Genomic DNA, 13,049 nt, shown 5'->3' with positions numbered 1-13,049 from the left:
TGCGCCGGGGCGTACACTGACGCTGGTTTCGCGACGGGTGGGCCCGGTGCCGTGCCGGGGTTGCCGGGGCGTGGCGGTCGGAGGCCCGTGGGGAAGGGTGAGTGCCGTGCGTGGTCCCGCGATGACGGATGTGGCGCGGCTCGCGGGGGTTTCCCACCAGACCGTGTCCCGGGTGCTGAACGGGCACCCGAACGTGCGCGAGCAGACGCGCCTGCGGGTGCAGGCGGCGATCGTGGAGCTGGGCTACCGGCCCAACCGCGCGGCCCGCGCCCTGGTGACCGGCCGGTCCCAGGTGATCGGGGTGGTCGCCCAGAACACCACGTTGTACGGCCCGGCGTCGCTGCTGGCGGCGCTGGAGCAGACCGCCGCCGAGGAGGGCTTCGCGGTCACCGTGGGCAGTGTGCGGGACCTCGACCAGGTCTCCATCTCCGAGGCCGTGGAGCGGCACCTGGCGCACCGGGTGGCGGGGATCGTGGTGATCGCGCCGGTGGAGTCGGCCGGGGAGGCGCTGGAGCACCTGCCGAAGGACGTGCCGCTGGTGACCGTCGACGGTGATCCGCGCCGGCCGGTGCCGCTGGTGACGGTGGACCAGGTGGCCGGTGCGCGGGCGGCGACGCAGCACCTGCTGGACGCGGGCCACCGGACGGTCTGGCACGTCTCCGGGCCGGCCGACTGGTTCGACAGCGCCGGGCGCATCGAGGGGTGGCGGGACGCCCTGCGGGCGGCCGGCGCCGAGGTGCCGCCGCTGGTGCCGGGGGACTGGTCGGCCGCGTCGGGCTACCGGTGCGGGCAGATGCTGGCGCGGATGCCCGAGGTGACGGCGGTCTTCACCGCCAACGACCACCTGGCGCTGGGCGTGCTGCGGGCGCTGCACGAGCACGGCCGCCGGGTGCCGGACGAGATCAGCGTGGTGGGCTTCGACGACGTGCCGGAGGCGGCGTACTTCATCCCGCCGCTGACCACCGTGCGGCCGGACTTCGCCGCGGTGGCCCGGGCCAGCCTGGACCTGTTGCTGGCGCAGATCGAGTCCGACACCGTCGGGGAGCTGCGGCAGACCATCGCGCCGACCCTGATCTCCCGGCGGAGCGTCGCCGCCCCGCCGGCCTGACCGGCCGCGGTGAGCCCGCGAGGGCGCGCTCCTGTGACCGTTAACAGCACCTGAATCCGCCGGCGGGCGACCGCCCGGTCCGTGGCGCCCGCGCGCGGCCGGCCGCCGGGCGCCGCCCGCGTTCGGCGCCCCCTCCACAGTGACCCCGGTGGTTACCGGACTGTTGCACGGGCATCTTGACCGACTCAGATGTGAGCGTTAACAATGTGAGCCACGGCACAGGCAGGTGGAGGTGGTCGGGGTGGCCGGACCGGGGGACCGGTACGTCGTCGGGGTCGACTTCGGAACGTTGTCGGGCAGGGCGCTGGTGGTCCGGGTCGGGGACGGCGCGGAGCTCGGCACCGCGGTCCACGAGTACCGGCACGGGGTGCTCGAGTCCACCCTCCCGGACGGGACACCGCTCCCGCCGGACTGGGCGTTGCAGGACCCGGAGGACTACCGGGACGTGCTGCGGCGCGCGGTGCCGGCAGCCGTGGCCGCCGCGGGGATCGACCCGGCCCGCGTGATCGGGATCGCCACGGACTTCACCGCCTGCACGGTCCTGCCCGCCCTGGCCGACGGCACCCCGCTCTGCGAGGTGCCCGAGCTGCGCAGCCGGCCGCACGCGTGGGTGAAGCTGTGGAAGCACCACGCCGCGCAGCCGCACGCCGACCGGATCAACGCGCTCGCGCACGAGCGCGGCGAACCCTGGCTCCACCGCTACGGCGGGAAGATCTCCGCCGAGTGGCAGTTCGCCAAGGGCCTGCAGATCCTCGACGAGGACCCGGAGGTCTACGGTCGGGCCGCGCGGTTCGTCGAGGCGGCCGACTGGATCGTCTGGCAGCTCTGCGGCGTGGAGACCCGCAACATCTGCACGGCCGGCTACAAGGGCATCCGCCAGGACGGGCGGTACCCGTCCCGGGACTTCCTGGCGGCGCTCGACCCGGGGTTCGCCGACTTCGTCGCCAAGCTGGACGGGCCGCTGCTTCCGCTGGGTGCCCGGGCCGGCGGGCTCACCGCCGAGGCCGCCGCGTGGACCGGGCTGCCCGAGGGCATCGCGGTCGCGGCCGGCAACGTCGACGCCCACGTCACGGCCGCCGCCGCGCGAGCGCTGGCCCCCGGCCACCTGGTCGCCATCATGGGCACCTCGACCTGTCACGTGGTCAACGGCACCGAGCTGGCCGAGGTGCCGGGCATGTGCGGTGTCGTCGAGGGTGGACTCAGCCCCGGCGCCTGGGGCTACGAGGCCGGCCAGAGCGGCGTGGGCGACATCTTCGGCTGGTTCGTCGACCACGCGGCGCCGGCGGGTGTCGACTCGCACGAGCGGCTCTGCGAGCTGGCCGCCGCGCAGCCGGTCGGCGCCCACGGGCTGGTCGCGCTGGACTGGTGGAACGGCAACCGTTCGCTGCTGGTCAACCACGACCTGAGCGGTCTCATCCTGGGGCTGACCCTGGCCACCCGGCCGGCGGACGTCTACCGGGCGCTGCTGGAGTCGACGGCCTACGGCACCCGCATGATCATCGAGGCGTTCGTCGAGGCGGGGGTGCCGATCCGGGAGCTGGTGGTGGCCGGCGGCCTGACCGCCAACCCGCTGCTCATGCAGATCTACAGCGACGTCACCGACCGGCCGCTGAGCCTCATCGGCTCGGCGCAGGGGCCGGCGCTGGGTTCGGCCATCCACGCGGCGGTCGCCGCCGGCGCCTACCCGGACGTCCACGCCGCGTCGGCGGCGATGGGCCGGGTGGACCGCGACGCCTACCGGCCGGACCCCGAGCGGGCGCGCGCCTACGACGCGCTCTACGCCGAGTACCGGTCGCTGCACGACCACTTCGGACGCGGCGGCAACGACGTCATGTTGCGCCTGCGCGCGATCCGCAACGCCGCCGTCGAACGACCGGCGGCACAGATCGACACGCCCCTGGAGGTGGTCGCGTGAGCGCCGAGCCCGGTCAGCAGATCCGGCGGCTGCGGGAGAGCGTCGCCCGGTTGCACGCCGAACTCACCCGCTACCGGCTGGTGGCGTGGACGTCCGGGAACGTCTCGGCCCGGGTGCCCGGACAGAACCTCATGGTGATCAAGCCGAGCGGCGTCGACTACGACGACCTCGCCCCGGAGAACATGGTCGTGTGCGACCTGGACGGCACCGTGGTCGAGGGCGACTTCGCGCCGTCGAGCGACACGGCCGCCCACGCCTACGTCTACCGCGCCCTGCCCGAGGTGGGCGGGGTGGTGCACACCCACAGCGGGTACGCGACGGCCTGGGCGGCCCGGGGCGAGTCGATCCCGTGCCACCTCACCGCCCAGGCCGACGAGTTCGGCGGTGAGATCCCCATCGGCCCGTTCGCCCTGATCGGCGGCGACGACATCGGCAAGGGGATCGTGGCGACCCTCGCCGGGCACCGGTCGCCGGCGGTGCTCATGCGCAACCACGGCGTGTTCACCATCGGCCGGGACGCCCGCGCCGCCGTGAAGGCCGCGGTCATGTGTGAGGACATCGCCCGCACGGCGCACCTGACCCGGGCGCTCGGCGCGCCGCTGCCGTTGGCGGCGGCCGACGTCGACGCCCTGCACGACCGCTACCAGACCGCCTACGGGCAGCGGCCCCCCTCACCGGCGAGCCCCTGACGGCCGCCCCGATCGCGCGGCCGTCCCCCGGACCGGCCGCGTCGCACCACCCGGCAGCACCACCACCAGCGCAGGCCGTGCGCCCACGGGCGCGGGGCCTCCCGGAACGTTTACCCCCGAGGAGATTCGCGGTGAAGAGAATGAGGACCCACCCGCCGTCCCGCAAGATCATCGCGGTGCTCGCCGCCGCGCTGCTCGCCACCGGCGTGGCGGCCTGCGGCAACAGCGACACGGGCGGCAGCGGCAGCGGCGGCGACGACGGCACGATCACGCTCGGCTTCTCCCAGGTCGGCGCGGAGAGCGGGTGGCGCACGGCGAACACCACCTCGATCAAGGAGGCCGCGACGGAGGCCGGGATCGAGCTGAAGTTCGACGACGCCCAGCAGAAGCAGGAGAACCAGATCAAGGCCATCCGCAACTTCATCCAGCAGAAGGTCGACGTGATCGCCTTCTCGCCGGTGGTGGAGTCCGGGTGGGACACCGTGCTCAAGGAGGCCAAGGACGCCAAGATCCCGGTCATCCTCACCGACCGGTCGGTCGACTCGGCCGACAAGTCCCTGTACAAGACCTTCCTCGGGTCGGACTTCGTGAAGGAAGGCCGGCTCGCGGGGGAGTGGCTGGTGGAGCAGAAGAAGGCCGCCACCGGCCCGGTCAGCATCGTCGAGCTGCAGGGCACGACCGGTTCGGCGCCGGCGAACGACCGGAAGAAGGGCTTCGCCGAGGCGATCGCGGCCAACCCGAACCTCAAGATCATCGCTTCCCAGTCCGGTGACTTCACGCGAGCCGGCGGGAAGCAGGTGATGGAGCAGTTCCTGAAGGCCAACCCGAAGATCGACGTGCTGTTCGCCCACAACGACGACATGGGCCTGGGCGCGCTCGAGGCGATCACCGCGGCCGGGAAGGTGCCCGGCAAGGACATCACCATCATCACGGTCGACGCGGTCAAGGACGGCATGCAGGCCCTCGCCGACGGCAAGTTCAACTTCATCGCCGAGTGCAGCCCGCTGCTCGGTCCCCAGCTGATGGACCTGGTCAAGAAGGTGAAGAACGGCGAGACGGTGCCGGCCCGCATCGAGACCCAGGAGACCACCTTCACCCAGGAACAGGCGAAGGAAGCACTGCCGAACCGCAAGTACTGACCGGACCACGGGGGTCGACCCCCGCATCCGGAGCGGCGGGCGGGGCCCCCGCCCCCCCCCCCCCCCCCCCACCCCCCCCCCCCCCCCCCCCCCCCCAACCCCCCGCGCCCACACCGCGCACCGTCTCATCGACCAGGAAAGGCCCGGTGGCATGACAGGTAGTCATCCAGTGCTGACCATGACCGGGATCAGCAAGTCCTTCCCGGGGGTACGGGCCCTCGACGGCGTGGACTTCCGCCTCTTCCCCGGCGAGGTGCACGCCCTGATGGGCGAGAACGGCGCCGGCAAGTCGACCCTCATCAAGGTGCTGACCGGCGTCTACAGCACCGACCACGGCACCGTCACGCTCGACGGCGAGCAGGTGTCCTTCACCGGCCCGATGCAGGCCACCGCCGCCGGCGTGAGCACCGTCTACCAGGAGGTCAACCTCTGCACCAATCTCTCGGTGGCGGAGAACATCTTCATCGGCCGGGAACCGCGCCGGCTCGGCGCGGTGCGGTGGGCGGAGATGCGCCGCCGGGCCCGCGCCCTCCTCGCCCGGCTCGACCTCGACATCGACGTCAACGCGCAGCTCGGCAGCTACTCGCTGGCCGTGCAGCAGATGGTGGCGATCGCCCGCGCCATCGACGTCGAGGCGCGGGTGCTGGTCCTCGACGAGCCCACCTCCAGCCTCGACGCGAGCGAGGTCGCCCAGTTGTTCCGGGTCATGCGGCAGCTGCGCGACGACGGCCTCGCGATCCTGTTCGTCACCCACTTCCTGGACCAGGTCTACGAGATCGCCGACCGGATCACCGTGCTGCGCAACGGCCAGCTCGTCGGCGAGTACCCGACGAGCCAGCTTCCCCAGCTCGGCCTGGTGGAGAAGATGATCGGCAAGGAACTGCAGGTGCTGGAACGACTGGACGAGCAGTCGCGGCACGACGCCGCGCCGGCCGAGGGCGCACCGTTGCTGGAGGTGCGCGACCTGGGACGCCGCTCGGCGGTCGCGCGGTTCGACCTCACCATCCACGAGGGGGAGGTGGTCGGCCTCGCCGGTCTGCTCGGCTCGGGGCGTACCGAGGTCGCCCGGCTGCTGTTCGGCGCCGACCGCGCCGACCACGGCACCGTCCGGGTGCACGGCGCACCCACGTCGCTGCGCACCCCGGTGGCCGCCATCGGCCAGGGCATCGGCTTCTGTTCGGAGAACCGGCGGGCCGAGGGCATCGTCGCCGAGCTGTCCGTGCGGGAGAACATCATCCTGGCCCTGCAGGCCGCCCGGGGCTGGCTCCGGCCCGTTCCCCGCCGCCGGCAGGACGAGCTGGTCGAACGGTACGTGCGGGCCCTGAGCATCCGGCCGGCGGACCCCGACATCCCGGTGGGCAACCTCTCCGGCGGCAACCAGCAGAAGGTCCTGCTCGCGCGCTGGCTCATCACGGAGCCGCGCCTGCTGATCCTCGACGAGCCGACCCGGGGCATCGACATCGGCGCCAAGACCGAGATCCAGCGGCTGGTCGCCCAGCTCTCCGACGGCGGCATGGCGGTGCTGTTCGTCTCCGCCGAGCTGGAGGAGGTGCTCCGGCTCAGCCACACCATCGCCGTGATGCGCGACCGGGAGATGGTCGCGCTGCTCGCCAACGACCAGAGCGTCGACGCCGACCGGATCATGCAGACCATCGCGGCCGGCGCCGGGCACGAGGGGGTGCCGTCATGAGCAACCGAACGGCCGGTTACCGCGCGCTGACGACCCACCGGCTCTTCTGGCCGGTCGTCGTCCTCGTCGGCATGCTGGCCGCCAACACCGTCTACCGCCCCGGCTTCCTGTCGGTGCAGATGCGCGACGGCCACCTGTACGGCAGCCTGATCGACATCCTGCGGTTGAGCGCGCCGCTGATCCTGGTCGCGCTCGGCATGACGCTTGTGATCGCCACCGGCGGCATCGACCTCTCGGTCGGCTCGCTCTGCGCGATCAGCGGCGCCATCGCCTGCCTGCACATCAGCGAGCAGCGCGACCAGAACAGCCTCGGCGGGGTGCTGGCCGCGCTGGCCCTGGGGCTGGGGGTGGCCCTCGTGCTCGGCGCCTGGAACGGCGTGCTGGTCGCGGTCATCGGCATCCAGCCGATCATCGCCACCCTCATCCTCATGGTCGCGGGCCGGGGCCTCGCCCAGCTGATCACCGAGGGGCAGATCCTCACCATCAACTCGGGCCCGTACAAGGCGATCGGCGTCGGTCACCTGCTGACCCTGCCGCTGGCCATCTTCCTGGCCCTCGGTGCGGCCCTCCTGGTCGCCGCGGTGACCCGGCGGACCGCCCTCGGCCTGATCATCGAGTCGGTCGGGGGCAACGCCCAGGCCAGCCGGCTGGCCGGCATCCGGTCCGCGCGGATCACGTTCCTCGTCTACGTGATCAGCGCGGCCTGCGCCGCGGTCGCCGGCTTCATGATGACGGCCAACGTGTCCAGCGCCGACGGCAACGCGGCGGGCCTCTGGGTCGAACTGGACGCGATCCTCGCCGTCGTCATCGGCGGCACCTCGCTCGCGGGCGGCCGGTTCTCCCTCGGCGGCACGATCCTCGGCGCCCTGCTCATCCAGACCCTCACCACGACGGTGTACGCCATGAACATCTCGCCCCAGACCTCCCTGCTGTTCAAGGCGGTCGTGGTCATCGCGGTCTGCCTCATCCAGGCGCCCGGCTTCCGGGCCCGCTTCACCCGACGCCGGGCCCCGGCGGCCGGGCCCACCCCCGTGACCGAGCGGCCGAAGGAGCAGGTGCCGGCATGACCACCCTCTCCCTGCTGGCCGCACGGACCCGGTCGCGGCTGCCCCGGCGGCACGTCCCGGTCCTGGCCACCCTCGCCCTGCTGCTGGTCCTGTATGGCGTCGGCGTCTCCCAGTACCGCGCGTTCTCGAACATCCAGGTCGTCTTCAACGTCTTCATCGACAACGGCTTCCTGCTCGTCGTCGCCGTCGGGATGACCTTCGTGATCCTCACCGGCGGGATCGACCTCTCCGTCGGCTCGGTCGTCGCGATGACCGCCATGGTGTCGGCGTTCCTGCTGCGGGAGGGGCTGCCGGCGGCGCTGGTGCTGCTCGTCGCGCTGCTCATCGGGCCGACGCTCGGCTTCCTGATGGGCTGCGTGATCCATTTCTTCGACATCCAGCCGTTCATCGTCACGCTCGCCGGGATGTTCTTCGCCCGCGGCATGTGCACCTTCATCAGCGGCTCGTCCATCCCGATCACCGACGGGTTCTGGACCAGCATGTCCCAGCAACGCATCGGCAACCCCAGCGGCAACTTCGTGTCGATCAGCGTGCTCATCGCCTTCGCCGTGGTCGCCGTCGCCGCGTACGTGCTGGCCTACACCCGGCTGGGCCGCAACGTGTACGCCATCGGCGGCAACTCGCAGTCGGCCCTGCTCATGGGGCTGCCGGTGGGGCGGACCCGGATCGCCGTCTACACGATCAGCGGCCTCTGCGCGGCGATCGGCGGCATCCTGCTGTCCTTCTACACGCTCTCCGGGGCCCCGCTGATCGGCGTCGGCATGGAACTCGACGTCATCGCCGCCGTGGTCATCGGCGGGACGGTGCTGACCGGCGGCTCCGGCTACGTCTTCGGCACCGTGCTCGGCGTGCTGGTCCTCGGGGTCATCCAGACCCTGATCACCTTCGACGGCAGCCTCAACTCGTGGTGGACCAAGATCGTGATCGGCGGCCTGCTCTTCGCGTTCATCCTGCTCCAACGTCTGATCGGAATCCGCTACAAGTGACCGACCAACTCGCGGAAGGCAACCCCATGGCATCGCACGCTGAGCCCGAGATCTGGTTCCTGACCGGCAGCCAGGCCATGTACGGCGAGGACACCCTTCGCCAGGTGGCCGACCAGTCGCGGCAGATCGCGGCGGCGCTCGACGGCTCGCCGCACATCCCCGCCCGGGTCGTCTGGAAACCGGTCCTGACCACCAGCGGCGACATCCTGCGGGTCTGCCGGGAAGCCGCCGTGCACGGGGCCGTCGGCGTGATCGCCTGGATGCACACCTTCTCACCGGCGAAGATGTGGATCGCCGGTCTGGACGCGCTGCGGACGCCGCTGCTGCACCTGCACACCCAGGCCAACGTCCTGCTGCCGTGGGACGAGATCGACATGGACTTCATGAACCTCAACCAGGCCGCGCACGGCGACCGGGAGTTCGGTTTCATCCAGACCCGCCTCGGCGTGGCCCGCAAGACCGTCGCCGGGCACGTCAGCGACCCCCGCGTGGTGTCCCGGGTGGGCGCCTGGGCGCGCGCGGCGATCGGCTGGTCGGCCATGCGGTCGCTGCGGCTGGCCCGGTTCGGCGACAACATGCGCGACGTGGCGGTGACCGAGGGCGACAAGGTGGAGGCGGAGCTGCGCTTCGGCGTCTCGGTGAACACCTACGGGGTCAACGACCTCGTCCAGGCCGTCGGCGAGGTCACCGACGCGCGGGTGGACGACCTGGTCAAGGAGTACGACGACAGCTACCGGCTGGTGCCGGAGCTGCGCACCGGCGGCGACCGCCACGAGTCCCTGCGCTACGCCGCCCGGCTGGAGCTGGGCCTGCGGGCCTTCCTCGACGCCGGCGGGTTCCGTGCCTTCACCACCAACTTCGAGGACCTCGGTGGGCTGCGCCAGCTGCCCGGCATCGCGGTGCAACGCCTCATGGCCGACGGCTACGGCTTCGGCGGTGAGGGCGACTGGAAGACGTCCGTCCTGGTGCACACCCTCAAGGCGATGGCGGTCGGGGTGGACGGCGGCACCTCGTTCATGGAGGACTACACCTACGACCTCACCCCGGGCCGGGAACTGGTCCTCGGCGCGCACATGCTGGAGGTGTGCCCGAGCATCGCCGCGGACACGCCCTCCGCCGAGATCCACCCGTTGAGCATCGGCGGGCGGGAGGACCCGGTCCGGCTGGTCTTCGACGCGGCGCCCGGCCCCGCGGTCGTACTGGGCCTGGCCGACATGGGGGAGCGGTTCCGGTTCGTGGCCAACGAGGTCGACGTGGTGGCGCCACCACATCCGCTGCGCCGGCTGCCGGTCGCCCGGGCCGTCTGGCGTCCCCGCCCGCACCTGGCCGGTTCCGCCGAGGCGTGGATCACCGCCGGGGCGCCGCACCACACCGTGCTCTCACAGGCCGTGGGTGTCGAGGAGCTGCACGACCTGGCCGAGATGAGCCGCACCGAGCTGGTCGTCATCGACGCCGACACGAACCCGCGCCGCTTCGCCGAGGAGATCCGCTGGAACCAGGCGTACTACCGGTTGGCCCGGGGGCTCTGAACCGACGGGCGGCCGCCGGCACCGGTGCGGCCCGGCCGGCGGTCGCCGCCGGCCGGGCCCGGTGTGCCGGGGTCAGCAGGTGGAGTTGGTCTGGGTGAGCAGGCCGAGCCGCCAGGGCAGGCTGTTGTAGTCGCCGCCGGCGGCGGGGTCCATGCCCTGGTAGAGGTAGCGCAGGTGGCACGGGTCGACGGGCAGGGTCTGGTCGTTGCCGCTGCGGATCATCTCACCGTGGCTGATGTCCCGGGTCCAGGCGCCGCCGGGGAACGTGACGTTGCTGGCCCGGGCGAACGGGTTGCTCTCGGTGTCGGCCAGGGCGGTCCACGGCCCGACGACGGCCGGGGCGGTCCAGGAGCGGAAGTACCGGCGCCCGTCGCTGCCGATCGCCTCCACGAGCAGCAGGTACCGGTTGCCGACCCGGTAGACGTTCGACGCTTCGAACAGCCGGTTGCGGTCGCTGTCCTGCATGGCGATGACCGTGTCGGTCATGCCGTTGGGGAAGTTCGCCAGCGTCGTCCGGGACCGGTACAGGTGCCCGTTGTCGTCGGAGGAGAACAGGTAGCAGTCGGTGCTGTCGCAGATCACCCACATGTCGACCCAGTAGCCGTTGCCGATGTTCTGCTGGATGATGTCCGGCATCGACGGGTAGAAGTTCTTCGGCGCGCTCCACCCGGCCGGGTTGCCGATGTCGGGGTTGGTGGAGTACGACGCGTTGCCGGTCTGGTAGACGAGATACCACAGCCGCTGTGGCGCGAAGTAGAACACCTGCGGCGCGGCGCGGTAGCCGGCGCCGATCGGGGTCTGGTCGAGGTAGGTGAACGGGGCCGCGCCGGCCTGGGACCAGTCGGTGAAGCTCGTGTAGACCAGGTTGTAGCCGTCGGCCTTCGCGGTGCTGGCGAAGACGTGGTAGCGGCCGTTGTGGTACACGACCGAGGGGTCCTTGATCCCGGCGATGCCGCGGCCGTCGTTCTTCGGGCCGACGAGCACGTCGCTGGAGTTCCACCGGAAGGTGCTCGGCAGGCCGCCGGTGGGCGGCGGCGAACTGGGCGGCGGTGAACTGGGCGGCGGTGTCGTGGTGGGCGGTGGGGTGGTCGTGCCGCCCGTGCAGGTGGTGCCGTTGAGCGTGAAGCTGGTCGGCGCGGGGTTGCTCGCCGTCCACGAGCCGTTGAATCCGAACGACACGCCGGCGTTGGTCCCGATGCCCGCGTTGTAGCCGACGTTCGACGCCCGCACCTGGCCTCCGCTCTGCGTGATGGCGGCGTTCCAGTACTGGGTGACCTGCTGCCCGGCCGCGTAGCTCCAGGTGAGCGTCCAGCCGTCGACCGGGTCGCCGAGGTTGGTCACGGTGACGCTGGCGTTGAAGCCGCCCGGCCACTGCGAGGACACCTGGTAGGTGACCGCGCAGCCGGCGGCGGCCGCGTCGGCGGCCGGGGGCACGGTCGCGGCGGCGGCGGCGATCAGGCCCGCGGTGGCCGCGAGCGTCGCCGCCCTGACTGTCCACGTGGTGCGCATGGAGGATCCTTCCGGTGGTGGGGTGCCGGCCCGGGCGGCGAGGGAGGGGAAGCGCAGGCGGGGAGTTGCGCCCTCGGGTGCGTGGCCGGTCCACCGCGGCCGCCACCGCCCCGGGGTCGGCCGGTACGGCCGTGTCGGGCAAGCTCGATGGCGGGGTGGGGCCGGTGCCGCTCACCACACGTCGACCCGGAGGTGTCCGGTGCCCTTCGACGGCCGGTGCTCCCCAGCGGGGCGTTGCCCTCGGCTCCTGAGCACCGAACATAGCATGTTATCGATAACAGCCTCAAGGTTGGGCCATCTGTCGGGCTGGCCTTCGTGCTCCGCCGAACGGGCGCCTGCTGCGGGAGCAACGACCTCAACGAATTGCCGTTGAACGATGCCCGCACGGTTCCTGGCGTGCCTGCGTCGATTCGCCATCGTCCCCGTCGATGACACTTTCCGCATCCCAGTTGACGACCCCGTACGCGTCCGCCCCGCCCGGCGGGCCGACCCGTGCCCGGCGGTGGGCCAGGCCTGGTTTCACCGCTGAGTGTTCGCCGGCCGGGCTCGGCGCCAACGTATGGTCCTCCGCGCCGGTGCAGGTCCGGATCTGCGCTGCCGCGCCGTTGGCCGACGAACCGTCGGCGATGCTCACGGGGTGCCGGGCGTGATCGTGGCGGTGGCCGCGTGCGCGGGAGAATCGATCCCCACCACGGCGAGGGTGCCGGTCACCGCCAGCGGCAGTGCCATCAGGGTACGCCGGAGTCTCTGCTGCATGACGTCTCCGAGGTTCGAGGGAATGCGCGCTGCCCGGCAACGCCAGCAGATTGCCAGAATCGTCAGGCCGGTTCAAGAGGCAGGATCGTTATTGCCTCGACCATGCCCGGGGGGTCGTCATAACACTTTTCCCGGATCGGCATCGACACGGGGAGGCCGGGCCGGACGGAGAATTCGAAATAGATGTGTTTCATTGCGCGTGCCTTCTGTTATCGCTAACATCACAGCTGTCGGGCCGGGCGGAGGCTGGGAGCCGGGCGACCCCAGCGCCCGCTCGACCCGGTCTGCCTGGCTCGGCGGCGCCGCCATCGACGGTCCGCGAGCCGCCCCCTCGTTGCTCGCAGGCCAGCCGGGCGTGCCGACGCCACCAGCGCCGACCCGCCCACCCGGCGCGGTCCTTCCACGACGCGTGTCCCTCCGGAAAGGAATGGTTGATGACGGTGACAACTGTGACCCGACTCGGACGTCGCTGGCGATCGGCACTGGCCGCCGCCGTCGCGGCGGTGTTCCTCGGGACCGGTGCGCTCGTCACGGTGCCCGCCGCGCCCGCCGCGGCCGCGGCGGTGGACACGAGCGCCTGGTACGTGCTGCTCAACCGCAACAGCGGCAAGGCCCTCGACGTCTACGGCGCCGCCACCACCGACGGCGCCCGCATCACCCA

At 71.8% G+C, this 13,049-nt stretch carries 11 protein-coding genes and 1 pseudogene; 9 read left to right on the top strand and 3 right to left on the bottom strand.

Going from position 1 to position 13,049, the window contains the following annotated elements:
• Positions 1–121 precede the first annotated feature (121 nt).
• The 8 genes from ACZ6PY_RS18190 to araA all read left to right on the top strand — a co-directional run bounded on the left by ACZ6PY_RS18190 (position 122) and on the right by araA (position 10,123).
• Positions 122–1,108, top strand: a complete 987-nt coding sequence (locus ACZ6PY_RS18190; RefSeq protein WP_466073604.1) for a LacI family DNA-binding transcriptional regulator — start codon at positions 122–124, stop codon at positions 1,106–1,108.
• 232 nt (positions 1,109–1,340) lie between these two features.
• Entirely contained in the window at positions 1,341–3,023 is a 1,683-nt protein-coding gene (gene araB, locus ACZ6PY_RS18185) for a ribulokinase (protein ID WP_466073602.1), read from the top strand.
• The gene (locus ACZ6PY_RS18180) at positions 3,020–3,712 is read left to right on the top strand and encodes an L-ribulose-5-phosphate 4-epimerase (protein WP_466073600.1); all 693 of its coding nucleotides are present in this window, start codon (positions 3,020–3,022) and stop codon (positions 3,710–3,712) included. The genes araB and ACZ6PY_RS18180 overlap by 4 nt, the downstream gene beginning before the upstream one ends.
• A gap of 140 nt (positions 3,713–3,852) precedes the next feature.
• Positions 3,853–4,851 (top strand): ABC transporter substrate-binding protein, encoded by a 999-nt coding sequence (locus ACZ6PY_RS18175; protein ID WP_466074671.1) that lies wholly within the window; start codon positions 3,853–3,855, stop codon positions 4,849–4,851.
• A gap of 151 nt (positions 4,852–5,002) precedes the next feature.
• Positions 5,003–6,541, top strand: a complete 1,539-nt coding sequence (locus ACZ6PY_RS18170; RefSeq protein WP_466073598.1) for a sugar ABC transporter ATP-binding protein — start codon at positions 5,003–5,005, stop codon at positions 6,539–6,541.
• The gene (locus ACZ6PY_RS18165; protein WP_466073596.1) at positions 6,538–7,608 is read left to right on the top strand and encodes an ABC transporter permease; all 1,071 of its coding nucleotides are present in this window, start codon (positions 6,538–6,540) and stop codon (positions 7,606–7,608) included. Before ACZ6PY_RS18170 ends, ACZ6PY_RS18165 begins: the two co-directional genes overlap by 4 nt.
• Positions 7,605–8,594: a galactofuranose ABC transporter, permease protein YjfF gene (gene yjfF, locus ACZ6PY_RS18160; RefSeq protein WP_466073594.1), complete on the top strand. Its 990-nt coding sequence runs from the start codon at positions 7,605–7,607 to the stop codon at positions 8,592–8,594. Before ACZ6PY_RS18165 ends, yjfF begins: the two co-directional genes overlap by 4 nt.
• 26 nt (positions 8,595–8,620) lie before the next feature.
• Positions 8,621–10,123 (top strand): L-arabinose isomerase, encoded by a 1,503-nt coding sequence (gene araA, locus ACZ6PY_RS18155; RefSeq protein ID WP_466073592.1) that lies wholly within the window; start codon positions 8,621–8,623, stop codon positions 10,121–10,123.
• Between the two features lie 72 nt (positions 10,124–10,195).
• Here the strand turns inward: araA and ACZ6PY_RS18150 are convergent, their stop codons facing one another.
• The 3 genes from ACZ6PY_RS18150 to ACZ6PY_RS18140 all read right to left on the bottom strand — a co-directional run bounded on the left by ACZ6PY_RS18150 (position 10,196) and on the right by ACZ6PY_RS18140 (position 12,388).
• Complete coding sequence (locus tag ACZ6PY_RS18150; RefSeq protein WP_466073590.1) at positions 10,196–11,632, bottom strand: glycoside hydrolase family 62 protein; 1,437 nt, start codon at positions 11,630–11,632, stop codon at positions 10,196–10,198.
• A gap of 355 nt (positions 11,633–11,987) precedes the next feature.
• Positions 11,988–12,266 carry a hypothetical protein gene (locus ACZ6PY_RS18145; protein ID WP_466073588.1) on the bottom strand — a complete coding sequence of 93 codons (279 nt, stop codon included), beginning with the start codon at positions 12,264–12,266 and terminating at the stop codon, positions 11,988–11,990.
• Positions 12,263–12,388: a hypothetical protein gene (locus ACZ6PY_RS18140; protein WP_466073587.1), complete on the bottom strand. Its 126-nt coding sequence runs from the start codon at positions 12,386–12,388 to the stop codon at positions 12,263–12,265. The genes ACZ6PY_RS18145 and ACZ6PY_RS18140 overlap by 4 nt, the downstream gene beginning before the upstream one ends.
• 449 nt (positions 12,389–12,837) lie before the next feature.
• On the opposite strand from ACZ6PY_RS18140, the pseudogene ACZ6PY_RS18135 reads away from it, so the two are divergent.
• A pseudogene (locus ACZ6PY_RS18135) lies at positions 12,838–13,049 on the top strand (RICIN domain-containing protein); the annotation flags it as partial.

The organism is Micromonospora sp. NPDC048907, from assembly GCF_055586885.1.
This window is presented reverse-complemented; position numbering and strand designations above follow the sequence as displayed.